The sequence below is a fragment of the Streptomyces oceani genome, assembly GCF_001751245.1.
In the GTDB taxonomy this organism is placed as follows: domain Bacteria; phylum Actinomycetota; class Actinomycetes; order Streptomycetales; family Streptomycetaceae; genus Streptomyces; species Streptomyces oceani.
In genome coordinates this window covers 70952-94056 of record NZ_LJGU01000115.1, presented here as the reverse complement: position 1 = coordinate 94056, position 23105 = coordinate 70952, and the positions used below count along the sequence as shown (strand labels likewise).

General features: G+C 70.5%; 17 protein-coding genes. 9 read left to right on the top strand and 8 right to left on the bottom strand.

Annotation, left to right across the window (positions count from 1 at the left end; genetic code table 11):
• Positions 1-147 precede the first annotated feature (147 nt).
• Positions 148-312, bottom strand: coding sequence for a hypothetical protein (locus AN216_RS29130; protein WP_170843073.1), 165 nt, complete (start codon positions 310-312; stop codon positions 148-150).
• Between the two features lie 493 nt (positions 313-805).
• On the opposite strand from AN216_RS29130, the gene AN216_RS09605 reads away from it, so the two are divergent.
• Together AN216_RS09605 and AN216_RS28085 are read left to right on the top strand one after the other, a co-directional pair.
• On the top strand, positions 806-2605 hold the full coding sequence (locus AN216_RS09605; RefSeq protein ID WP_070196215.1) for a thiamine pyrophosphate-requiring protein: 1800 nt from the start codon (positions 806-808) through the stop codon (positions 2603-2605).
• Positions 2602-2757, top strand: coding sequence for a hypothetical protein (locus tag AN216_RS28085; RefSeq protein ID WP_420855702.1), 156 nt, complete (start codon positions 2602-2604; stop codon positions 2755-2757). The genes AN216_RS09605 and AN216_RS28085 overlap by 4 nt, the downstream gene beginning before the upstream one ends.
• A gap of 237 nt (positions 2758-2994) precedes the next feature.
• Here AN216_RS28085 and AN216_RS09600 read toward each other — a convergent pair whose 3' ends face one another.
• Both AN216_RS09600 and AN216_RS09595 read right to left on the bottom strand, forming a co-directional pair.
• Complete coding sequence (locus AN216_RS09600) at positions 2995-4509, bottom strand: serine/threonine-protein kinase (RefSeq protein WP_070196214.1); 1515 nt, start codon at positions 4507-4509, stop codon at positions 2995-2997.
• Positions 4510-4756: 247 nt separating this feature from the next.
• A complete protein-coding gene (locus tag AN216_RS09595; protein WP_070196213.1) occupies positions 4757-5539 on the bottom strand; it encodes an aminoglycoside adenylyltransferase family protein in 783 nt (260 codons plus the stop codon).
• Between the two features lie 145 nt (positions 5540-5684).
• Here AN216_RS09595 and AN216_RS30630 point away from each other — a divergent pair, with 145 nt between their 5' ends.
• The gene (locus AN216_RS30630; RefSeq protein ID WP_070196212.1) at positions 5685-8666 is read left to right on the top strand and encodes an ATP-binding protein; all 2982 of its coding nucleotides are present in this window, start codon (positions 5685-5687) and stop codon (positions 8664-8666) included.
• Positions 8667-8681: 15 nt separating this feature from the next.
• Here the strand turns inward: AN216_RS30630 and AN216_RS30065 are convergent, their stop codons facing one another.
• Positions 8682-9314 carry a YHS domain protein gene (locus AN216_RS30065; protein ID WP_070196211.1) on the bottom strand — a complete coding sequence of 211 codons (633 nt, stop codon included), beginning with the start codon at positions 9312-9314 and terminating at the stop codon, positions 8682-8684.
• A 181-nt stretch (positions 9315-9495) separates the two neighbouring features.
• Between AN216_RS30065 and AN216_RS09580 the strand changes: the two genes are divergently transcribed.
• From AN216_RS09580 to AN216_RS09570, 3 genes are all read left to right on the top strand, one after another.
• A complete protein-coding gene (locus AN216_RS09580) occupies positions 9496-12108 on the top strand; it encodes a polysaccharide lyase family 8 super-sandwich domain-containing protein (RefSeq protein WP_070196210.1) in 2613 nt (870 codons plus the stop codon).
• A gap of 236 nt (positions 12109-12344) precedes the next feature.
• Complete coding sequence (locus AN216_RS09575; RefSeq protein ID WP_070196304.1) at positions 12345-12992, top strand: TNT domain-containing protein; 648 nt, start codon at positions 12345-12347, stop codon at positions 12990-12992.
• Entirely contained in the window at positions 12989-13228 is a 240-nt protein-coding gene (locus AN216_RS09570) for a hypothetical protein (protein ID WP_070196209.1), read from the top strand. Before AN216_RS09575 ends, AN216_RS09570 begins: the two co-directional genes overlap by 4 nt.
• A 101-nt stretch (positions 13229-13329) precedes the next feature.
• On the opposite strand, the gene AN216_RS29615 is transcribed toward AN216_RS09570, so the two are convergent.
• Positions 13330-13461, bottom strand: coding sequence for a putative transporter small subunit (locus AN216_RS29615; protein WP_212732690.1), 132 nt, complete (start codon positions 13459-13461; stop codon positions 13330-13332).
• Between the two features lie 14 nt (positions 13462-13475).
• A complete protein-coding gene (locus AN216_RS09565; protein WP_107401944.1) occupies positions 13476-15227 on the bottom strand; it encodes a sodium:solute symporter family protein in 1752 nt (583 codons plus the stop codon).
• A gap of 1330 nt (positions 15228-16557) precedes the next feature.
• Here AN216_RS09565 and AN216_RS09560 point away from each other — a divergent pair.
• Together AN216_RS09560 and AN216_RS09555 are read left to right on the top strand one after the other, a co-directional pair.
• Positions 16558-17298, top strand: coding sequence for an HAD family hydrolase (locus AN216_RS09560; protein WP_070196207.1), 741 nt, complete (start codon positions 16558-16560; stop codon positions 17296-17298).
• Positions 17299-17412: 114 nt separating this feature from the next.
• Complete coding sequence (locus AN216_RS09555) at positions 17413-18066, top strand: M23 family metallopeptidase (RefSeq protein WP_244502384.1); 654 nt, start codon at positions 17413-17415, stop codon at positions 18064-18066.
• 42 nt (positions 18067-18108) lie between these two features.
• Here the strand turns inward: AN216_RS09555 and AN216_RS09550 are convergent, their stop codons facing one another.
• Positions 18109-20997, bottom strand: a complete 2889-nt coding sequence (locus AN216_RS09550; protein WP_070196206.1) for an AfsR/SARP family transcriptional regulator — start codon at positions 20995-20997, stop codon at positions 18109-18111.
• 192 nt (positions 20998-21189) lie between these two features.
• Positions 21190-22716, bottom strand: coding sequence for an integrin alpha (locus AN216_RS09545; RefSeq protein WP_070196205.1), 1527 nt, complete (start codon positions 22714-22716; stop codon positions 21190-21192).
• Positions 22717-22892: 176 nt separating this feature from the next.
• Here AN216_RS09545 and AN216_RS09540 point away from each other — a divergent pair, with 176 nt between their 5' ends.
• Entirely contained in the window at positions 22893-23102 is a 210-nt protein-coding gene (locus tag AN216_RS09540; protein WP_070196204.1) for a hypervirulence associated TUDOR domain-containing protein, read from the top strand.
• The last annotated feature ends 3 nt before the right edge of the window (positions 23103-23105 follow it).

The following is a 23105-nucleotide window of genomic DNA, read 5'->3' as shown; positions in this document are numbered from 1 at the left end:
GCGCGGAACACGGGCCGTTCGCGGTCGTCCATCAGGTCGTCGGCTCGCTTGCTTTCCGGCACTGGCCCCCGTCCGTCGCTAAGGACACCCCTCCGCGCCGTCGGGCACGGAGGGGCGGTTGATCAACGGCGCGTTTTCAGCGCCGGCTCAGCAGCACGGGACGCACATGGCGACGCCGACGGCGTAGGTGTTGACGGTGGTGGGGGTCAGAGCGGCGTTCTCGTCCAGCTCGCGGGCCGCGTCGGGGTGAGTCGCCTGGCTCTCGGTCGACTCCACGAGTTCCACATCGAGATCGAAGGTTGCGGTGGGCATTCTCGTACCTCCCGTGAAGAGTTGGGCTGGGTCAGCCCATCGAGTTTCGGCCGGAGGGGCCGAAACCATGGTTACGATAAGAGGTCCGCCAGATGAGATCAACGGTTGACAAAGCGTCTCGTGTGTACAAGGCGGGCTGCCGGAGGTACGGCGAAGCGCCCGGGAACTCCGCTACGTCGTCCGAGATTTCGTGGGTCCAAGCGCGCGATCCGCCGGCCTCGCCAGGCACGCCGTACTCCCGTCCGGTGGTCGGTTACGGGCGGCAGCGCGCGATACCGGGAGGGCGGAACGGTGGGCGGAGCAACTTGTCCGCCTCGTCCGGTCACGAGCGTCCTCCCTACGGGCGCCAGCCCCCGGTGCCGCCGTGCCCACGGGACGCTCCGTGCTCCGGCAAGCGTCCGCGGGGCACCGGTTTAGGGGGGTACGCGCAAGGAACCCGCCCCGGGTCAAGTGTGACGTGACTCGCCACCGACCGCGAGTGAGGAGAGGCGCTATGCCACTGGTAGCCGATTTCGTCCTGGAACGTCTGCGGGAGTGGGGCGCGCACCGCGTCTACGGCTATCCCGGTGACGGCATCAACGGCCTGCTGGGCGCCTTCGACCGTGCTCAGGGTGACCCGGCCCTGATCCAGGCCCGGCACGAGGAGATGGCCGCTTTCATGGCCTGCGGCCACGCGAAGTTCACCGGACAGGTCGGCTGCTGCGTCGCCACCTCCGGGCCGGGCGCCGTACACCTGCTCAACGGTCTCTACGACGCCAAGCTGGACCACCAGCCGGTCGTCGCTCTCGTGGGGCAGCAGAAGACACTCTGCCTCGGCTCGCACTACCAGCAGGAGATCGCCCTGGAGAGCCTGTTCTCCGACGTCTCGGAGTTCTGCCAGATGATCTACCAGCCGGCCCAGGCCCGGCACGTCATCGACCGGGCGTTCAAGACCGCGCTGACCATGCGCGGCGTCGCCACGATCATCCTGCCGGAGGACGTCGCGGAATCCGAGGCGGTGCCCTCGCCGCCGAAGTCGCACGGAGCGGTGTACTCCAGCGTGGGCTGGAGCCGGCCCCGGGTGCTACCGGCCGAGGACGAGCTGCGGCAGGCGGCCGAGATCCTCAACTCCGGCGACAAGGTCGCGATGCTCATCGGGCAGGGCGCGGCGCACGCCGAGGAGGAGGTCGTGCAGACCGCGGAGCTGCTGGGCGCGGGTGTGGCCAAGGCGCTGCTCGGGCGTGAGGTGGTGCCGGACGACCTGCCGTTCGTCACCGGACCGATCGGGCTGCTCGGGAGCAAGGCCAGCGACGACATGATCCGGGGTTGCGACACCCTGTTCATGGTGGGCAGCAGCTTCCCGTACGCCGAGTGGCTGCCGGACGAGGGCTCCGTACGCGGAGTGGAGATCAACATCGACGGCAGGATGATCGGCATCCGCTATCCGATGGACGCGCACGTGGTGGGCGACACCCGCGAGACCCTGCGGCAGCTCATCCCGCTGCTGCACCGCAAGACGGAGCGCGGCTGGCGGGAGCACATCGAGTCCAGCGTCCGCGAGTGGGACGACGTGCTGGACAAACGCGCCAGCCAGCACTTCGACGGCAAGATCAACCCGCAGTCCGTCGCGCACGTGCTGTCCCCGAAGCTGCCGGACGACGTGCTCGTCACCGCCGACTCCGGCTCCGGCACCAACTGGTGGGCCCGGCACCTCAAGCTGCGCCGTGGGATGCGGGCCTCGCTGTCCGGCACCCTGGCCACGATGGGCCCGGGCGTGCCGTACGCGATCGCCGCACGCTTCGCCTACCCCGACCGGCCGGTGATCGCCTTCCTCGGGGACGGCGCCTTCCAGATGAACGGCATGAACGAGATGATCACCGTCAAGCGCTACGGCGAACACCTCTCCGGCGGCCCGCCGTTCGTCTTCTGCGTCTTCAACAACCAGGACCTCAACCAGGTCACCTGGGAACAGCGCGCCATGGCCGGTGATCCGAAGTTCCCCGGCTCGCAGAGTCTGCCGGACGTGCCGTACGCGCGGTACGCCGAACTGCTCGGCCTCAAGGGCGTCTACTGCGACGACCCCGAACAGGTCGGCGCCGCCTGGGACACCGCGCTGGCCAGCCAGCAGCCGGTGGTGCTGGAGTTCAAGACCGACGCGGAGATCGCCCCCATCCCGCCGCACATCACGATGGAACAGGGGAAGAAGGCCGCCCAGGCCATGGTCAACGACCCGGAGAATCTCGGCATCGCCAAGCGCGGGGTGCGCCAGAAGCTCAGCGAGTACGCCGAGCAACTGCCAGGGCGTGGCCGTTGACCGAGCACGCCGTGACGGCGCTGCGCGCGCACGCCTTCACCGTGCCCACCGACAGCCCGGACGGCAGCGAGCAGGACGGCACCCTGGAGTGGGACTCGACCATGCTGGTACTGGTGGAGGCGGGCGGTGGCTGCGGCCGGTTCCGCGCGTAAGTACCGGCCAGGCCGGACCTGTTGAGGGCGGGCGGCGGAACGTGCTGGGTCCGTGTCGCATCAAGGAGAGGCGAGCCGCGCACAGGCACGTCAAGCAGCGACTTCGGGACGCTGTCGACCGGGGCGAGCGGTGGCCATCCACAGGAACGTGTCCGTCGTCCCGGAGATGAACCGTGCGGGGCAGGAGGCGACCTCCACGTGGTCGTCCTCAGAGCTGCCGCTGTCGCTGGCCGGAGATCACCATCGGAGCCGCCGGCTACGGCTGAGGAATCTGGCGTGGTCGTGGTGGGAGCGCCAGGTGTCGGGGTGGTCGGGTCCGAGAACGCGTGCCTGGTCGGCGGCGACCCCGGCCATGAGCCGTGCGGCCTTGAGGAATCTCCCGCCCTGGCCCAGGTAGAGGGCACGGTTGCGGCGGGAGCACAGTGTGTCCGGGTGGTCGGGTCCGAGAACGCGTGCCTGGTCGGCGGCGACCCCGGCCATGAGCCGTGCGGCCTTGAGGTTTTTCGTGCCCCCGCTCAGGTAGAGGGCATGGTGGTGGCGGGAGCACAGTGTGTCGGGGTGGTCGGGTCCGAGAACGCGTGCGCGGTCGGCGGCGACCCCGGCGAAGAGCTCTGCCGCCTCGGCGCGGACCCCCACAAGGCCGAGGTTCTGCGCCTCTTCGTGGCGACGGAGCAGGGTGGCAGGGTGATCGGGGCCGAGGACGTGCGCGTGGTTGGCAACGGCCTGCTCGAAAAGCTCCACCGCATCGGCGGGGCGGCTGGCGCCGTGCAGAGCGTCCTCGAACCGCCTGCTCAGCTCCTTCTCCGTGGTGTCCGCTGTCGCGGTCGGCGCGTCATGCGTGGAGTCGGAGGCCTGGGTGTAGGACGCGGTAGGGGCGTCGACTCGGTGCTCGATGAGGGTGGTCACGCCGACAGGCCAGGGCGAGGTGCCCGAAGCGCCGTCCGGCGGGTCCCAGTGCACGGTGATCCGGTCCAGCAGCTGAGGGAGAGTGGGCCGCTCGTCCGGGCTCTTGGCCAGACAGGCGGCGACCAGGTCACGGAGCGGGCCGTCGAGGGCGTCCAGGCGCGGATCGTCGTTGACCACGCGGTGGAGGATCGCCAAGGGTTGTCCCTGACCGAACGGCTCGCTGCCGCTGGCGGCGAAGGCGAGGACCACCCCGAGGGAGAAGACGTCGGCAGCCGGCCCGACCTGACCGCCTTGCGCCTGTTCGGGCGGCATGAAGCCGGCCGTGCCGACGACCATCCCAGTCCTCGTCACCGAGGTGACCTCCAAGGTGCGCGCGATCCCGAAGTCGATGACCCGCGGCCCGTCCGCTGCCAACATCACGTTCGCCGGCTTCAGATCGCGATGCAGCAGCCCTCTGGCGTGGATGGCCTGCAACGCCTCCACCAGGCCGGCCGCCAAGCCCCATACCGACCGCTCCGGCAGCGGGCCGGCCTCGGCCACGGCTTCGGCCAGGTTCGGGCCGGGTATGTAGGCGGTCGCGATCCACGGCGGGTCATCCTCCGGCCCGGACGCCACCACGGGGGCGGTGAACGCCCCGCCGACCGCCTCGGCCGCCGCCACCTCCGCGGCGAAACGGGCTCGGAACTCACGCTGACCGGCAAGGTGCGGGTACACCACCTTCACCGCTACCGAGCGGCCCCCCGGTGACCGGCCCAGGAACACCTCACCCATCCCGCCGGCGCCCAGCCGCCCCCGCAACACGAAGCCACCCACCCGCTCCGAATCTCCCGCCCTCAGCGGCTCCATCCTGAACCCTCTCTCCTGTGGCCGGACGCGCGGTTTCTCGGACGTGCTCGGAAGCCATAATCCCCCGAGAACGCCGCCCGTCGTCAGGTCGTGGTCGCCGCGGGACCGGCACCTCTGGCACGCACTGCTCCGGACCGGCGCCGTATCGTGGTACCGGCCGCTACCGACTCCGATGAGATCGGGTAGGACAGACTTCCCGGGGCGCTGAAGTGCCGCTGACACGTGGGATGTTGTGACCATCCGCAGGTCAGTACGGACCCGCCTCCGGCGGGGCGTCCGTGGCCAGCCGCTCGATCTCCCGTACGACGCACGCCGCGTGCCCGCGCAGGCGCGGCAACAGGCCGTCCCACGCCTCCTCCTCGGCCCCCAGGTACACGGCGCGCGCGTGCGCGAGCGGCCCGCGCTCATCCGCGGCGAGCCGCTCCAGCGCCCAGTCGGCGGCGGCGTCCTTGGAGGTGATCGTCCCGGTGGCGAGGGTCATCCAGACCCGGGCCAGCGTCAGCAGGACGTTACGGGTGTCCGTCTCCAACTCGTCGAGCAGCTCCGGCACCCCGGCGACCAGCGCGCGGCGCAGGTCCTCGGGCGGCACCGGCGGCAGTACGTCGGCCGGCGGCGGCCCGAGCAGCGGCGCGTCGGCGCCCCGCACCATGGTGATCAACGGTGCGAGGTCGGGGCTCGGAGTGGGGGAGGGGGTCGCCCCGCGTTCGTAGTCGTCCCGCAGCCACTCGCCGTACTGGAACTCGCAGTTGGGTGGATACCGCCAGGGACTGACCTCCGACTGGACGACGAGGGTCAACTCCACCGGACGCGCCGGCCCGTGCCGCGCCCGCTCACCGGAGAACCCCATCAGCTCCTCGACCAGCGTCCGTCGCTCCCGGGCCGTGGTGGAGCGTCGCAGGACGGCGAAGACGTCGATGTCGCTGTGCGGTCGCAGGCCCCCGAGCACGGCCGAGCCGTGTTGGTACGCGCCGACGACGTCGGCGCCGAACGCCTCGCGCAGTACCTCCAGCACGTCCCGGGTCTGCGTCAACTGGCCCTCCGATCTCGCTGATCCTGGTGACGGCCGACCGACCGCCGACCGCCTGATCGTAGCCGGCACGCTGGACCGGCGACATCGGCTTTCCCGGTAGGGCGGGTTGTGGCGTCGGTGTGCCCGGGCGCCGCAGAATACGGGGATGCACATCGGTGTCCTGGGTCCGCTGCGGGTGGTCGTCGACGGCCGAAACGTGCCGGTGGGCGGCGTCCGGCTGCGCGCACTGCTGGTCACGCTGGCACTGAACGCCGGGGAGACCGTCACCTCGCGTGCCCTGATCGACGCGCTGTGGCCGGACGACATGCCGGACCATCCGAACTCCGCGCTCCATTCGCTGATCTCCCGGTTACGACGGACGCTGCGTCCGTATGACGTGTTGGGGTCGGAACCAGCCGGGTACCGCCTCCGTCTGCCCGCCGACGCGGTGGACGCCGTGCGCTTCGAGCGGCTGACCACGGAAGGCCGCCGGGCTCTGCGGGACGGCGCGCGCGGCCTGGCGGCCGACCGGCTCAGCGAGGCGTTGCGACTCTGGCGAGGCGAACCCCTGGCCGAGGTCGCCGAGTTGGCCTGCGGCACCGCGGCGAGCGTGCGGCTACGGGAGCGGTGGCTCGACGCGACGGAGGATCTGTTCGAGGCGCAGCTGGACGACGCCGGCGTGGACCGGTCCGCGACCATCGCCGAGCTGGAACGGCTCATCGCCGCGCACCCGTTGCGGGAGCGGTTGCGCCTGCTGCTCCTGACGGCCCTGGAGGCGGACGGCCGGCAGGTCGAGGCGCTCGCCGCGTACCAGGACTACCGTACGGTCGCCGCCGAGGAGTTGGGCGTCGAACCGGGGGCGGAACTGCGCGGGTTGCATCTGCGTATCCTGCGCGACGGCGCGGGCTCCGAGAGCACACGCAGCGCACGCAGCAACCTGCGGGCGCCGTTGACGAGTTACGTCGGCCGCGAGTCGGAACAGCGACATCTCCGCGAGCGGTTCGGAGCCAGCCGACTGGTGACCCTGGTGGGTCCGGGCGGCGTCGGGAAGACCAGACTGGCGACGACCTTCGCGGCCGACCTCCCGGACGCCGTGTGCCTGGTCGAACTGGCGCCGGTGCACAGCCCGGAGGACGTGCCGCACGCGGTCGCGAGCGCGCTCGGCCTGCGGAGCCCGGGAGACGTGCTGTCCCGGGTGGCGGAGACGCTGTCCGCTCGGGACACCCTGCTGGTCCTGGACGGGTGCGAGCACCTGGCGGAGGCGGTCGCCCGGCTGGCAGAGGAGTTGCTGGGCCGCTGCCCGGCACTGCGCGTGCTGGCCACCGGCCGGGAGTCGCTCGGCATCACCGCGGAGGCGCTGTGCCCGGTGCCGCCGCTCGAACCAGGCCCGGCGGTACAGCTGTTCGTCGACCGCGCGCGGGCCGTACGACCCGACTTCGCCCGCACCGAGGCGGTGGCTCGGATCTGCGAGCGGCTCGACGGCCTGCCGCTGGCGATCGAGCTGGCCGCCGCCCGCCTTCGGTCGATGCCGATCGAGACGCTCACGGAGGCTCTGGACGATCGCTTCCGGCTGTTGTCCGGCGGCAGCCGTACGGCCCCGCCCCGGCACCGGACACTGCGCTCCGTGGTGGCGTGGAGCTGGGAGCTGCTGTCGGAGAGCGAACGTGTCGCGGCGGAACTGACCGCGGTGTTCCAGTCGGGCTGCACCGTGGACTCGGCCGAACGGGTCGGTGTCACCAGGGAGGCGCTGTACGCCCTCGTCGACAAGTCCCTGGTGATCGTGGACGGGTGCCGCTACCGGATGTTGGACACCATCCTCGAGTACGGACGGGAACGCCTGTCCGAGACGGGCCGACTGCACTCGGCACGCGTCGCGCACGCCGCCTGCTTCCTGGAGCTCGCGGAGCGGGCGGAGCCCGAGTTACGCGGTGCGGGGCAACTCCCCTGGATCGCCCGGCTCACGGCCGAACACGACAACCTCTTGGCCGCGTTGAGGTTCGCGGGCGACACGGGTGACGCCGACACCGCCGTACGGCTCGGCGCCGCGCTCGGCATGTTCTGGACCGTCCGCGGCGAGCACGCTGGCTCCGTCAGGCACCTCGCGACGGTATGGGGGCTGGCCGAGGGAGCCGCTGAGCGGGACCGGCTGCGGGCGACCGCCGGCTATCTGCTCAACGCCGTGTTCGCCGGTGAACTCGCCGACGTACGGACCGTCGTCGGTCCTCCGCCGCACACCCACGACCCCACCGCCGCGTTCGTCCGGGCGTTGCTGGCGCTGGGCACGGAGGAGGCGGAGGTCGGCCTGTCGGCGCTGGAGCCGCACCTGGGACACCCGGACGCGTGGACGCGGGGGATGCTCTGGTTCGCCTGTTCGCTGCTGCACGGCGCGGCCGGTGCCACGCGGGAGGGGCGGCGAAGTATCGCCCAGGCCGTGACGGCGTTCCGCGAGGCCGGAGAGCGCTGGGCGCTTTCGATCGCCCTGATGTCGCTGGCGTCCGCCCGAATCACGGCGGGCGACGCCGCCGAGGCATGCCGGATGCTGACGGAGGCGGAGCGGCTGGCCGAGGATCTGGGCGCCCATGACGGACAGCGCGTCTGGTTGGCGATGGTCCGGGTCCACGCTGGAGACATCACCGTGGCCCATGCCGAACTGCGGGAGGTGGTGCGCCAGGCGCACTCCACCCACCAGGTGGCACTGGCCAGGGTCGTGCTGGCGGACCTGGCGCGGCAGGACGATGACCTGGCGGAGGCTGAACGCCAGCTCGCCCTCGCCGACCGCGGCTCCTTGATCGATACTCCGGAACGTCTCCTGTATCTGGGCTGCGCGGGACACCTCGCCACCGCCACCGGAGAACTCGACGTGGCGGCACGCCATCTCGACACGGCCCGGCACCTCGCCGCCACCATGCCGGACATGCCGATGCTCGCCCACCTCGCCGTCGCCCTCGCGGATCTCCGCCACCGGCAGGGCGACGCGTACGCGGCGGCGGAGCTCCTCGGCGCCGCGCACGCGCTCCGTGGCGGACCCAACCCGCACCACCCGGACGTCGCGCGGCTGCTGGGTGAGCTGCACGCCCACACGGCCGCCTACGAGCGGGGCCGCGCGCTGAAGCCCGGGCGGGCGCTCGCCCGGGTGCAGCTCGGGTGACCTCGGCGGCGGGACTTAGGCCGGACGCTGCCCGCGCTTTTCCAGGAACTCCTCCCGACACCCCCGACAACAGAACGCGTACAGCTCGCCGTCCAACCTCACGGTGGCCGTGCTCTCGTCCAGTGGGACGAGCACCCCGCACTTCGGATCCCGGAGCGCCTTGCCCTCGGCCGCGTCCGCCTCGTACGGCTCGCTCAGCATCTCGACGAGGTCGTTCGACGTGTGGGCTTTCCCCAGGAGGCCGATGCTCCCCTCGGTGAGCCCGACGACATGGACCTGCACGGTGGGTTCCTGGTAGGGCCGATCGCCGTCGTCCAGCTCTTCGGAGACGATCCGCGTCGCGTACGCGATCAGGGTCTCGCTCATGTCCTTGCGCCACGGGCCGGGAACATGCACGCGTACGAGACAGCGCGGTGGGTCCTGCGTCGTGAGGACCCGCTCGGAGGCCACCCAGATCTCCGGCTCGTGCACCACCACCTGGAACATGGCGGCGGCGACCGCGGCCGACCGGGGAGCCATGACCTCTCCCTCTCCCTCCTCGGGAGTACCAGCGGTCATCTCCTGGAGCACCCCGAGACGCCGCGCCACACGGCGGCGCCCTTCGGGGGTGAGAGCCGCTTCGGACACGAACAGTTCGATGAACATCATCGTCGAACACCTCCGTGCCGGAGCATCCCGGGGTGGTCTGTCATCTCGCTGCCAGTCGGCTGTCACCGGTGACCGCGCCCAAATCCGCGGCCGCGCCCTTCCGCTTCTCGAACGCTTCTCAAACGTGCCGATCGGTCGCAGACTTCCCCTGCGGGGCACGGGGCCCCGGACGGAGGTCACGATGGAGTTCACCCGGAGACACGTGCTGTCTCTCCTGTCCGCCACCGGCCTGTCGGCGGTGATCCCCGCCCACGCGGCGGTGACCCCCGCCCACGCGGCGGACGACGACGCTCCGGGCGCCGCCACCGGACTCGACCGGGTGCTGACCAACACCGTGGCGATGTTCGCCGGCACGTCCGCCTCCAACTCCCGTCCCGCCACGGCCGGCAAGCTGAAGGCGATCGCCGAGGCCGCAGGTACCCACCTGGCGGCCATGGAGAAGGCCGGGAAAGGCGAGCTGTTCGCCGGGCTGCCGCTCGGCACCAGCGAAGCGAACCTGGACAGCAGCTTCTCCCAGCTGTACGAGATCGCCCTCGCCACCCGCACGCCCGGCCTCGACCCGCTTCCCGGTCACCCGGACACCGGCGCCGTGCGGCGCCGCGTCATCGACGGCCTCAGCTGGCTCCACGAGCGCTACTACGGGGACCAGTCAAAGGGCTACTACGGCAACTGGTTCATCTGGGAGATCGGTATCTCCACCAGCGCCACCGCGACGTTGGCGCTGCTCGCCGACGAAGTCGCGCGGCAGCGGCCGGAGCTGACCCGTACGTACGTCGCCTCCATGGACGCCTACCTGCGCAACGGCAAGGACGGCGACGTCGACCTGGACTCCCGCTTCCACACCGGCGCCAACCTCGCCGACATCACCACCAACCGCGTCCTCCAGGGCGCCCTGCTCGGCGGATCCGCTGGCGAGGACCGGGTCCGCAAGGCCCTGGAGGACCAGCTCACCGTCTACGCCACCGTCGACCCGTACGACCTCCAACACGGCGTCACGGATGGCTACTACGCCGACGGCTCCTTCATCCAGCACCATTCCGTCGCCTACACCGGCTCGTACGGCACCGGCCTGCTGACCCGCGTCGTGCAGACCCTCAAGGTCCTCGACGGCTCCGGCTACCTCGACCGCTCCGCCCTGGTCCCGGTCGTCGACCGCTGGGTGACCGACGGCTTCGCCCCGGTGATCTTCGAGGGTTGGATGATGGAGATCGTCAAGGGCCGCGCGGTCTCCCGCACGGGCAGTGGCTACGAGGACACCGCCGAGGTGGCCGAGGCCGTCACCGACCTGGCGGCCTACGCGGCCGAGGATCGCGCCACCGCCCTGCTCAGCTACGTCAAGCACCTGCACACCACCTCGCACGACGCGCCCGACTCGTCCCGCTTCGTCTCCCCGCTGACGGTCGCGCGCTATGCAGACCTGCTCGCCGACGACTCCGTCCCGCCCGCCGACCTGAACCCGGCGGCCCGCAGCACCGCGTTCAACGCCATGGACCGTACGGTGCACCGGCGCCCCGGATACGCCTTCGCGCTCGCCCGCAGCTCGGACCGGATCAGCAAGTACGAGTACATGAGCGGCGAGAACCTGCTGCCCTGGTTCCAGGGCGACGGCAGCCACCACCTCTACCTCGCCGGGCAGGACCAGACCGGGGCGTACGGCGTCGACTACTACACGACCGTCTCGCCGTACGGTCTCGCCGGGGTCACCGCCCCGGTCGAGAAGCGTCGGTCGATCCCGGACCTGTACGGCAAGCCGTACTACGACAATCCGGACCACCCCCTGCACTTCACCGCCTCCTCCGAGGCGCAGAACACCTACGTCTACTTCCCGCGCGGCACCAACAGGCACTCCGGCGGCGCCGTGCTCGACACCTACGGCGTGGCGGCGATGGTGCAGTCCGACGACGTCGCGTACGCCCGCCGGGACCGCCTCCCGGAGGACTTCGCCGTCTACCGCAACGCCACCGCCACCAAGTCGTGGTTCCTGCTGGACGACGAGATCGTCGTGCTCGCGGCCGGTGTCGGTGACGGCGCCGAGCGCGCCGTCACCACCACCGTCGACGCCCGCGTCGCCACGCCCGAGGACCGCCTCACCCTGACCGGCGAGCGCACCGACGGCGGCGCGTGGAACGGGACCGGTACCGGCCGGCTCCGCTGGCTGCGCTACGCCAACCACAGCCAGGAGACCGCGGTGGGCTATGTCTTCCTCGACACGCCCCCGGTCACGGTCGCGCTGGGGTCCGTGACCCGCAGCCGCCGGGCGGTCCGTACGGCGAACCCGGACACCTCCGTGACCCGCCGGGTCTTCGACGCCTCGTTCCGCCAGGAGCCGGGGGCCCGACCGCTTGCCCTGGCCTACGCGCTCGTCCCGCACGCCACCGAGCGCACGTTGCGGGCGTACGGCGGGCGCGACCCGGTCGCGGTGCTCGCCAACTCCCCGAAGCTGCAGGCCGTACGGCACGCCCGGCTCGGCCTCACCGCGGCCAACTCCTTCACCCCCGGTCAGCACCAGCTCCCCGGGCTCCGGATCGACGGACCCGCCTCGGTCCTCGTACGCCACGCGGACGGACAGGACGCGGGCCGGCGTGGCGTACGAGGTGACCGCATCACCGTGGCCGTCTCCGATCCCACGATGGAGCGTGACCGGCTGACCGTTCTGCTCCGTGGCCGGCGGCTGCGTGCCGAGTCGGCCGGCTTGGGGGTGACGGCGCGGCCCGCGGCGGGCGGCACCCTGTTGAGTTTCCCGACGCACCAGGCGTACGGCCGTACCCTCACCGTCACTCTGCGGGACAGCTGAGGCACCTCCAACCGAGGAGGCACCGGGAGGGTGCCGCGGAGGGTGGCCCGACGCCCCTCGCGTCGCGGCTCGACAGAGCGGACGCGACACACGGACGGCTGAATCACCCACGGAATCGTGTCACTCCACATATGCCAGTCGTTACGGTGTGCAGCCACTGATGCGCAGTCGCACCGAAGGAGACCCGCGTGGAGCGAAGTCGTACCGATCTGAAGATCCGTGGCGTCCTCGCCACGATGGGCGTCACGATCGCCCTCGCGGCTGCCCCGACCGCCCAGGCGGCCCCAACTGGACCTGTCGTGCCATCGGCGGGCGCGGCGCCTCCGGCCGTTTGCACGGGAGCGTTCGAAGGTGACGAGCGGCTTGGCCCGGAGCACCTGCCGCCGAAGTCGCGGCGGCCCGTCGGCCCGCTGCTCGTCGACTATCAGCGTACGGGCGAACTCTCCTCGGCTGAGTTCCTGCGGAAGTACTGGGAGGGGCCGGCCGACACCGGCAGTTGGAAGTACCCGCCCCACGACGGCTTCGCCGAGGTCAACGGCATCGTGGACAAGGCCCCCGAGCGGTTGGACGAAGGCGAACTCCTGGACCGCTTCGGCTCCGAGTACGGCTCGTACCTCGCCCCGGCAGGAGATCCGTACGCCAAGCGTGCGCTCCCGCCGCAGAACCTCAACACCCGGGACGCGACCTTCCCGTGCGACTACCACGTGTACGAGGTGACCGAACCGTTCGTCGTCTGGCAGGGTTCCGTCGCCCCCTGGTTCGAACAGCCGGGCGGTGGTCAGCAGATCAAGCTGGAACCAGATTTCCTCGACCCCGGCCAGAGCCAGCGGCTGAACGTCAAGTGGCTGCTGGAGCACGGCTATCTGGCTCGCGTCACCACGTGAAGCACCGACGGATACTCGAACGGGCGCTCCGGGATGCCGGAGTGCCCGACGAGCACTACTGGATCGAGGGCGTCCACGAACCAGTGCCCACACCACCCGACTTCCTCTACCTGCGTAGTCTGCCGGGCGGCGGCTGGGTGACGGGGGTGTTCGAGCGGGGGTCGTACGAACCGGTGGAGGAACACTCCACGGAGGCGGCGGCATGCGCGCATCTTCGTACCCTGCTGGGCGTGTGATGTCGGGCTCGGCGCTCGCGCCCTCACTGGCCGGGAGGCGTGGAGCCACAACCGGGCCGGCCCGGTGTGGGCCGGCCCGCAGAGCCGGCCCACGGGGCGGCTCAGATCATGCCCTCGCCGTTCCGGCGGGCCTCGGCCCACTCGCGGAAGAAGGCGCGGCTGATGACGAACAGGACGATGGCCACGATGACGGGCCACATAAGGATGTACGCGCTGAGAGCGAAGCTGCTCATGGTCTCTCCTCCACTCACTTGCTGCCTGTGGGTTGGGGATCGCCGTCCGGATCCTCGGCGTCTCCCGATCGCCGCCGGGGGGTGCCGGCTCCGGCCGCGGCGGGTGCGGCGTCCTCCGAGAGGGCCGTGGCCGCGGCGGACCCGTCGTCGAAGTCACCGGTGCGCTCGGCGATGACGGCGAAGTCGAAGCGTTCGTTGTTGCCCACCGACATCGCCCAGCAGACGACCGTGCTCACCGAGTACGCGACGAGGGAGCCGGACAGGGTGGCGTACTCGTGCAGCGAGCCGATGGCGAACGGCGCGGTGAGCACCACGGCCAGCGCGCCGACGATCCTCGCCGGCTTGGCGCCCAGGAAGCCGAAGACCATCAGGCCGAGCACGACACCGACGCCGATGATCGACAGCACGTCCACGACGAGGCCGAAGAATCCGTCCACGGAGATCCAGCTGAAACGCACCGGCAGGAACACCGCCAGGGCGCTGAGCACGGAGAGGGTGAACGCCCTGCTGGTGACCTTCTCCCAGTAGAAGCTCGCCAGCACCGGGAAGACGAGGGCGCCCCACAGCGCGCCGACGAACACCAACAGGTCCAGGATGCTCAGTTGGAGGCTGGCGAAGGCCACTGCGGCCGCGGTCGCCAGCACCATCGTGAGGCGGCCGATCAGCAGCATGGTCCTGGGGTTGGCCTTCTCCTTGCCGGTGACGTTCTGCCCGTACACGTCGGCCATCATGATCGAGGACAGGGCGGAGAGGTCGGAGTCGGCGGTGGAGGACAGCGCTCCGATGATCATGATGAAGAACACCGCGAGCAGCGCCGGCGGCAGATAGGTGGCGGCCATCTCCGGGATGAGGTTGTTGAGGTCACCACCGCTGGGCTCGAAGCCGAGGTAGAGGGCGAGCACGCCGAGCATGCCGACGCCGATCACCATCGCGCCGTAGCCGATGGTCGCGGTGACGAAGGTCGGCTTGATCAGGCTCTGCTTCACGGCGAAGAGGCGTTGCGCGATGGTCTGGTTGCCGATGGCGTACGCGAGGACCGCGGCGATGTAGGGGGCGCCCTGCTCCATGAAGGCTTCGCTGGAGAAGAAGTCGCCCTGCTGCGGGGTCAGGTTGTCCGCGCCGGTCTCGAACGCGGCCGGGAAGTCCGCCGCGACGAAGATGAACGGCACGATCACTGCGACCGCGCCGAGCATGGCGACGACCTGCACGAAGTCGGTCAGTACGGAGGCGCGGAAGCCGGACCACAGGGTGTAGAGCAGCACGCCCGCGGCGACGGCGAAGACCCCCTGGGTGAAGTTGAACGGCGACAGCAGCGAGATCAGCACGCCGCCGGCGATGAAGTTGGACATCAGGCTGATCAGCGAGCCGACGATGTTGGAGCCGGCGAGCATCAGTTGGCTGGAGCGGCCGTGCCGGGCGTACATGACCTCGGCGAGCGTGTGGGCCTTGGGGGCGACGGAGCGGATGCGCTTGCCGAAGGGGTAGATGAACAGGATCATCAGGGCGCCCCAGAGCCCGTAGTGGATGGGCCCCGATATGCCGTAGGTGTAGCCGGATGTCGCGGAGGCGTACATCGAGGAGGCCCAGATCCACGTCGCGGTCATGCTGGCGGCGGAGATGCCGAAGCCGATGTTGTTGCCGGCGGTCATGTAGCCGTCGGCGTTCTCGGTTTTCTTGCCGATGCGGGTCGAGAGCAGGAAGGTCCCACCGTAGAAGAAGACCAACAGACCGAGCACGACCACGGCGCTGAACTGAGCTGTTTCCATGCCATCCACACGCACCACTCCTTCGACTCGTGGAGTCCGGACGACAGCCGTGGCCCCCGGTGCGTCGACCGGGGCGCTCGGGCTGTGTCCCGCGCGGGCCGCGGACCGCGGCAGGACGGGCGCAGCGGGCAGGAGGGACTCCAGCTACGGCCCCGGGAAGCGTCGTTGCTGGAGCCGGGGGCGTTCACAAACAGAGCGGGTTCTTTGAGCCCGCAAATCTTAGGCACGGTAACAGCTTTTGTGGATCACGATGTCTCCGCGGTCGCGGCGAGATCGTGAGGCCGTGACCTCCTGATTTGGTGCTTATGGCGAATACGTGCGTTCTTGATGGGTGCTTTGTTCGGATTCGTCATGTCCGTACCGTCCGTTTGCAGCTACTTCTTTACAAGTCGCAGCTGCGATGTCAAGCCTTCGGGTGCGTAGCGGATATCACCGTCGGCGCTCTCCGGGCGCGGTCGACACGGGCCAGTGGGTCGCGTACGCGGTGCCGCTCGGGGTGGGTGGCGGTGATCCGCTCGGGCTCTCCGGGCGCTCGGACGGACGCGACCCGAAGCGACGGCCGGGGGAGTGGGAGACGTCCGGCCAGTCGGAATGCGGCTTCACTCGTACCGTGGGTAAGTCAGCAGATTAGACAAATTGCGGAAGTGACGTCAGTAAAGGTGGTTTCGACTTGTTCTTTCCCTCGTCCGAGTCAAATTCAGAGGGATGGCTTCACTCTCGAGTTGTCCGACCGCCTATCTTTCGAGTGAGTACGGATCTCCCGGTAGCCGGTTCGTGCAAAAGAAATCACCGTACGGGACGCCGCACTGCGCGAATTGACACAACTCGCGGATTTGCGTACGCCCCGCGCGTGCCGAGCCCGTACGGGCGCCGCGCGCGCGGGGGCGTAAAACGGCCATACCGCACGGTCGGGCGGAGCGAAGGACGGGCGCGACCGGCGTGGCCGCCACGGCGTGACGCATGGGCCGCGTCCCCCGGCGTGCGGGGACTGAGCTGCCGCTTGTTCGCAGGCGGGCGGACAGCGCGCGGGTGCGGGCGCGGGTCGTGCGCCCGGCTCCCCCTTGCGGTCGCTGGGTCGATGCGCCAGCGGGTTCGGCGGCCACCGCCGCCAAAAAGCACACAATAACCCAGAACAGGGTTCCCTTGACGCATTAATGGCACCTCTGCGACGTTAATCGGGCTATCGCCTCGAGTGAGTACAGGAAAGCGTCCGGCATATCTCAGATTGACGCCAATATCTCCTCGAGCGGCTCTTTACGCCCCTGGTGGTGCACCGAGTTGCCCACATCTTCGAACGGGCGTCACTGGTTTTTTCGGAACGGAGAGTTGAATGGCAGTACGCAGCATTCTGTCCTGGGTGCCGGCGGCAGTGGTTTTCGACTGCGATGGCACATTGATGGACACTGAACGCCACTGGCAGGACGCCCGCGCCCGTGTTCTGCAGGAGTTCGGCCTCACCGCGGGCCCGGGCTTCGCGGAACGGGCGAAAGGCATGCACTACACCGAGTGCGCGGAACTCATGGCCGAGGAGGCCGGACGGCGGTCGCTCGCGGCCGGGATGGCCGAACGGCTGCTCGCCCACTTCACGGAACTGGTGTCGGAGAATCCCGTGACCATGCCCGGCGCCGTCGAACTGGTCCACGTCCTGGGACGGTTCGCGCCGCTCGCCGTCGCGAGCAACTGCCCGTACGAGATCGTGGAGTCCTGTCTGCACACGGCGGACCTGCTGGACCACTTCGCGCACATCGTGGTCCCCGGGGACGGCGTCCGGCCAAAGCCGTACCCGGACCCGTACAGCGCTGCCACGCAACTGTGCGGGGTGGCGCCCTCCGGAGCGCTGGCCATCGAGGACTCGGAGGCCGGGATCAGGTCCGCTGTAGGCGCCGGCCTGCGGGTGCTCGGAGTCGGTCCCACCCCCGGTGCCGAGGCCGCCTCGTTGGTGGATCTCTGGGTCACCGCGCTGGACGAGCCGAGCCTCCGTGGCTGGGCGGGGGACTGGCTGCCCCGTCAACGGGCCGCCGACACCGACCGCGACTCCGGAAACAACCGCTCCCCACACTCCGGGGAGTGACGGCCGGAGCCACACCCCCGCGCTTGCGTGGAGCAGCCGTAGCCGAGCCGGAAGTCTCGTGGGAGTCGCCACCCGTGTCGCGCGGTGGCGACCCCGTGGTTGTATCCGCTTTGTATGTCCGACCCCTTGAATCACGTGGTCACCTACCACAAGGGGAAGAGCATGCAGAGACACTCCCGTCGTCTGTTGGCGAGCGCGGGCGCCGTGGCCGCCGTCGTGGTCACGGCACCGGTCGTCGTCGCGGCTCCACAGGACACCTCCTCCGAAGCCGCGGCGAACGCGCACTCCGAAGCCGCGATGAACGCGAGCCGCCCGAACTTCAAGATGCCTTTCCAGTGCGGGCAGAGTTGGCGCGGCGCGAACTGGAAGGGACACAGCCCGGCGCACTCCGTCGACTGGAACCACTACGACGCGAACGGCAACCGGGACGACTACGGCCGGCGGGTCTTCTCCAGCGCCGGCGGTAAGGTCCTCGCCTCCTACTACTCCAAGAACACCGGCTACGGCAACACCATCGTGATCGGTCACGGCGACGGCTGGCAGACGCGCTACGCGCACCTGAAGACCCGCGCCGTCCAGAAGGGCGACAAGGTCCGGGTGGGTCAGAAGATCGGCCGGGTCGGCAAGTCCTCCGCGAAGTACGACATCTCCGCGCATCTACACTACGAACAGATCCACCGTGGGTCGGTCGTCGTCGCGGTCGTACAGGGCGTCAGGTGGAGCGACTACAAGACCCGCTACCAGACCAGCAGGAATCGGTGCGGCTGACCCACGGCACACGACCAGGTGATCCGGCGGCGTGCCCGGCCGTCAGGTCAGTGACCGCAGCTTCGCGTCCACGAGTTCGGCCTGGTCCCCGGCCTCCAGCCGGCGCCAGGCCGACAGCGAGTGGTGGAAGTAGTGCCGTGCGCTCTGCTCCCGCCCCCGCGAGTGGTGCAACTCGCCCAGTAGGCACGCCACCCGGGCCTCGGCCCGGCGGTCACCGAGTTGCCGCTGTACGGCCAGCGCGTCGACCAGGAGCGCCGACGCCTGACCCGCGTCCCCCTGCCGCAGGCACAACTCCCCGACGCTCTGCTGCACGTACGCCGCGCAGTGCGCGTCAGCCAACTCGTCGAAGATGCCCAGTGCCCGCTCCAACTCGGCACGCGCGGCACGAGGTTCACCGCGCAACTCGTACGACACCGCCAGCCGCCGGCGGACCTGCGCCTCCCGGTGCAGATCACCGACCTCCCGGGACAGTGCCAGGGCGCCGTCCAGCCACGGCGCTGCCGCGGCGGAGTCGCCCCGCTCCAGCCATACCGAGGCGACCGCGTTGTACGCGACCGCCTCGCCGTGCCGGTCGCCTACCGAGCCGAAGCCGTGCAGCGCGGCCTCGAACGTGCCCAGCGCGGCTTCCAGGTCGCCCAACTGCCGGTGCACGGACCCCGCCCCGACCGCGGCGAGCGCCGCGCCCAGGGGGTGCCCGAGCTGGACGAAGACCGTGTGCGCGGTGTCGAAGGCCGCCAGCGCCTCGGCGTACCGGTCCTGGTAAAGATGCAGCTGACCGAGGTTGCGGAGCAGGGTCGCCGCTCGTACGTCCGGGGTGTCGGGCATCGCCTCGTACACCAGCTGATGGGTCCGCAGCCAGTCACCGTAGTAGCCGCGCATGTCGAAGAAGCTCGCCAGCTCGATCGCCAGCTCGGCGGCCCGGGTGACATGGCCGTCCCGCAGGGCCGACTCGACCGAGGCGACGAGAGTGCGGCGCTCCGTCTCGAACCACTCCACCGGCTGGGCACGGACCGCGGTCTCGAGCGCGGCCGCCGGCCCGCTCGGCGTGCCCGGCTCCCCGAGCAGTCCGAGGAAGCGCGTGGGCATGGCCGCGTTCGCCGCGCGGGCGAGCGTGACCAGGCTGTCGACGACCCGCAGTCGGTGCTGTCGGCCCACGTCGGACCGGTCCGTGTCGGCGAGTTCCCGGGCGTAGCAGCGCAGCAGGTCGTGCATGCGGAAGCGCGGAGTGCCGAGCCGATCGGTGCCCACCACCTCCACCAGGTGTTCGTCGACGAGGGTCTCCAACTCCTCGGCGGCCTCCGTCGTACTGCCCGTCGCCACCGCGATCAGCCACCCCGCGACCGCTTCGTCGGGCAACTGCCCGAAGGCGCGGAAGGCGGTGGCGGCACCCTCGGACAGGTGTCGGTAGCTCAACTCGGCGCTGGCCCGCACCTCCATCTCGCCCGTCTGGAGCTGGTCCAGCCGGCCCCGCTCGCTCTGTAGGAAGTCCGCCAGGGTGCCGACGGTCCAGCCTGGCCGGTTCGTCAACCGGGCGCCGGCGATCCGTACGGCCAACGGCAGCGAGCCGCACCCGGCGAGCACCCGGTCCGCGTCCGCCTCCTCCACCCGCAGCCGGGCCGGCCCGATGATCGTGCCCAGCAGCGCGCGGGCCTCGTCACGTCGCATCACCCCGATACGCAGATGGTGCGCGGGCAGGGCCGGCATCCGGCGGCGGGAACTGACGAGCACGGCCGAGCCGCCGGTGCCCGGCAGCAGGGAGCGCACCTGGGCGCTGCCGGCGGCGTCGTCCAGCAGCACGAGGAAGCGCCGCTGAGCCAGCCGGGAGCGGAACAGCGCGGCCTGCTCGGACAGTTCGGCGGGGATAGCGCTGTCGATGACGCCGAGGTCGCGCAGTAACTCGCTGAGCACGTCGCTCGGCTCGCGTGGCTGGTCGCTCATCCCGCCCAGGTGGACGTAGAGCTGGCCGTCCGGGAAGGAGTCGCTCATCCGGTGCGCCACGTGCAGCGCGAGCGTGGACTTCCCCGATCCCGGCGGGCCGGAGAGCACCGCGACGACCGGTTGTTGCCCGGCTGTGGACAACAGCCGCCGCAGCGCGTCGACCTCGTCCGCACGGCCGGTGAAGTCCGGCACGTCCATCGGCAGTTGACACACCGGGGCCGGGGTCGTCGCGCGGCGACGCCGGACGTAGCCGTTGACCTCCTCGCCGGTGCCGCGCAACGAGGGGCCCGGTTCGATGCCCAGTTCGGCGGCGAGGACGCGTTCCGCCTCGGCGTACGCCGACCGAGCCTCCCGCGTGCGCCCCGAGCTGTGCAGCGCGCGCACCAGCATCTGCCACAGGTCCTCACGCAGCGGGTCCTCGGTGAGTCGGGCGCGCAACTCCGCCACCAACTGCGGATAGTCCCCGGTACGCAGTCGTACCTCCAGGCACTCATCGACCGCGGCCGACCGTGCCTGCTCCAGCCTGGTGACGGTCGGCTGCCACAGCACGCTGGCCGGCACGTCCGCCAGCACACCGCCACGCCACAGGCCCAGCGCGGACTCGTAGCCCCGCAACGCGGCGGTGTCGTCCCCGCGGTCCCGCGCCAGGCGTGCCGCGTCCAGGCGTTGTTCGAAGAGGAGCAGGTCGATGTCCCCGGGTGCCACGTCGAAGGCGTAACCGGACGACTGGGTGCGCAGCCCCTCGGTGTCAGCGCCCGCTGTGGACAGCGCCTGACGGAGCGCGCGGACGTACGTACGTACGTTGGCGACCGCGGACCTGGGCGCGGCGCCCGGCCACAGCACCTCGGTCAGCTGGTCGAGGGAGACGAAGGCACCCGGCTGAAGCAGCAGAGTCGCGAGGACGGCGCGCGGCTTCGGTCCGCCGATGTGCACGGGCGCGCCCCCGGCCTGCACCTGAAGCGGCCCCAGCACTCCGAACGTCGGTTCCCCCATCGGCGTGTGCCTCCGCGACTGTCAGTGGCTCCGGCACAGCGTACTGGTGTGCCAGGGTGCCGAACAGGGATCGTCCGGGGACGCGTACGGGCCCCGCACCCGTGAGTGACGAGTGCGGGGCCCGGTCACCGCTGGTCACCGCCGGCCGCTGTCGCGGCGCCTGATATGTGCCCCTTGGCCGGCTGGCCTGGCTCAGCTCAGGTGGTGGCCGAACCGCGCCGCACGCTCGGGTGCATCGAGGTCGCCGGGCCCGAAGGCGGAGGCGCCCTCCGTGGTCAGGCCGTCTGCGCTGCCACGCAGCGACCACACGGCTCCGGCGTCGGAGTTCTCCGACTCCGCGGCGACCGCCAGGTCACCGGGGCCGTCCCCGTCGGTGTCCAGGAGGGCACAGGCCGAGCCGAACTCGTCGCCCTTCTCGGCGACTCCGGGCACACCCTTGGTGTTCTGGTTCAGCACCTGGCTGCCCTCGCCGGTGACACCGTTGTCGGTGCCGTGCAGGAGCGCGACCGTGCCGGCGTTGGTCAGGTCGCTGAAGTCCTCGCCGCTGATGCCGAGCGCCACCTCCGCACGGCCGTCCCCGGTGACGTCGGCCACCGCGACGCAGGAACCGACCCGGTCGCCCTTCTCCTGGGCGCCGTAGAAGCCCGGCAGTGTCTGGTCGAAGCTCTGCACGCGCTCCTGCGAGGGGCCTTCGGACGTGCCGAAGGCGACGGTGACCTTGCTGGTGTCCTCGCTGCTGCCGACCACCACGTCGTCGAAGCCGTCGCCGTCCACGTCGCCGACGTCCGTGGCGGCGTCGCCTCCCGAGGTCCCGAAGTCGCCGACCGAGCCGCCCTTGGTGAAGCCCGTGGCGCCGCCGAGCATGGCGTGGGTGCCCCACACTCCGTCACCCTCGTAGAGCCACAGCACCAGGTCCTCGACGTCATCGCCGTTCAGATCGCCGACGGCCTTGGCGGCGACGGGCCCGCTGGTTGAGTCCGGCCCGTCGATGCAGCTGTCGTCCGTGGCGCACTCGGCGTTGTCGTGGTCGTAGCCCCACCACTCGGACTTGTCCCAGAAGTCCAGGCGCTCCGCCGGTTCGCCCGCGCGGGAGATCGGACCCTTCCACAGGTTCGTGTCCTGCTTCACCGGGTCGTCGCCCGCCACCTCGGCGTCCGCGAACAGCGCGAGGTCGTCCTTACCGTCCCCGTCGAAGTCGCCGACCTGCGGCGTACGTCCGTAGTCGTCGATGGCGGTGCCGTCCCGCAGACCATCCGGCGAACCCCACAGCACGACGCTGCCCGAGGCGGCCTTGTCCGAGCCGATCACGAGGTCGCCGTAGCCGTCGCCGTCCAGGTCGCCCTTGCTGAAGGTCTTCCCGAACCGCTGCTTGGCCTCGGCCGCTCCGGGCACCTCGCTCGTCGCTCGGCTCACGACCTTCTTCTGGGCGGGGTCGACACCGTCGCCGGAGCCGTACGTCACCGCCACGTAGCCCGCCTGCTCCTTGCCGGCCACGCTCGCGCCCGGAGCACCCGAGACGAGATCGGCGTAACCGTCGCCGTTGAAGTCGTCCCCCGCGGCCACCGGTTCCTGCGCCGCGTCGGCTTTCTCCGGCGTGAGCGACCAGGCGGTCAGCCCGCCGGCGACCAAGAGCGCGGCGGCCATGGCCGACAGTTGCATGCCCGGCCTTCTGTGCTTTCGGCGCGGGGCGCGCTCGTCGCGGCGTTTCATCAATGACATCGAGACTTCCTCCGATGGGTTGGCCATGTTCATTCGTGTGACACGGCAGGCACGCGAATGGTTGTACGACCTTCCCGGTGACGCGGTGACGCGGTGACGTACGTGTACGGGGCGGCGTCCGGGGGACCCGCTCGGGGCAGGCCGCACGACAACACTTCACGGGTGGGTGACGGAAGATGGCCGAGAAGTTCGCCGTGGGCGACCACGTCCGGTGGAACTCCGAAGCCGGTCATGTGGCGGGCGTCATCATCGAGAAGCACACGCGGGACGTGGAGTACACGGGCCACATGCGTCGGCGCAGTGCGAGTGATCCACGGTACGAGATCAGGAGTGACCGGACCGGTCATGTCTCGATGCACAAGGGGAGCGCCCTGACGGGGCTGTAGGTG

Bases quoted from the DNA above. Each gene is read 5' to 3' on its own strand.
- AN216_RS29130 (WP_170843073.1), bottom strand. From the start codon at position 312: ATGCCCACCGCAACCTTCGATCTCGATGTGGAACTCGTGGAGTCGACC.
- AN216_RS09605 (WP_070196215.1), top strand. From the start codon at position 806: ATGCCACTGGTAGCCGATTTCGTCCTGGAACGTCTGCGGGAGTGGGGC.
- AN216_RS09600 (WP_070196214.1), bottom strand. From the start codon at position 4,509: ATGGAGCCGCTGAGGGCGGGAGATTCGGAGCGGGTGGGTGGCTTCGTG.
- AN216_RS30630 (WP_070196212.1), top strand. From the start codon at position 5,685: ATGCACATCGGTGTCCTGGGTCCGCTGCGGGTGGTCGTCGACGGCCGA.
- AN216_RS30065 (WP_070196211.1), bottom strand. From the start codon at position 9,314: ATGATGTTCATCGAACTGTTCGTGTCCGAAGCGGCTCTCACCCCCGAA.
- AN216_RS09580 (WP_070196210.1), top strand. From the start codon at position 9,496: ATGGAGTTCACCCGGAGACACGTGCTGTCTCTCCTGTCCGCCACCGGC.
- AN216_RS09575 (WP_070196304.1), top strand. From the start codon at position 12,345: ATGGGCGTCACGATCGCCCTCGCGGCTGCCCCGACCGCCCAGGCGGCC.
- AN216_RS29615 (WP_212732690.1), bottom strand. From the start codon at position 13,461: ATGAGCAGCTTCGCTCTCAGCGCGTACATCCTTATGTGGCCCGTCATC.
- AN216_RS09565 (WP_107401944.1), bottom strand. From the start codon at position 15,227: ATGGAAACAGCTCAGTTCAGCGCCGTGGTCGTGCTCGGTCTGTTGGTC.
- AN216_RS09560 (WP_070196207.1), top strand. From the start codon at position 16,558: ATGGCAGTACGCAGCATTCTGTCCTGGGTGCCGGCGGCAGTGGTTTTC.
- AN216_RS09555 (WP_244502384.1), top strand. From the start codon at position 17,413: ATGTCCGACCCCTTGAATCACGTGGTCACCTACCACAAGGGGAAGAGC.
- AN216_RS09550 (WP_070196206.1), bottom strand. From the start codon at position 20,997: ATGGGGGAACCGACGTTCGGAGTGCTGGGGCCGCTTCAGGTGCAGGCC.
- AN216_RS09545 (WP_070196205.1), bottom strand. From the start codon at position 22,716: ATGTCATTGATGAAACGCCGCGACGAGCGCGCCCCGCGCCGAAAGCAC.
- AN216_RS09540 (WP_070196204.1), top strand. From the start codon at position 22,893: ATGGCCGAGAAGTTCGCCGTGGGCGACCACGTCCGGTGGAACTCCGAA.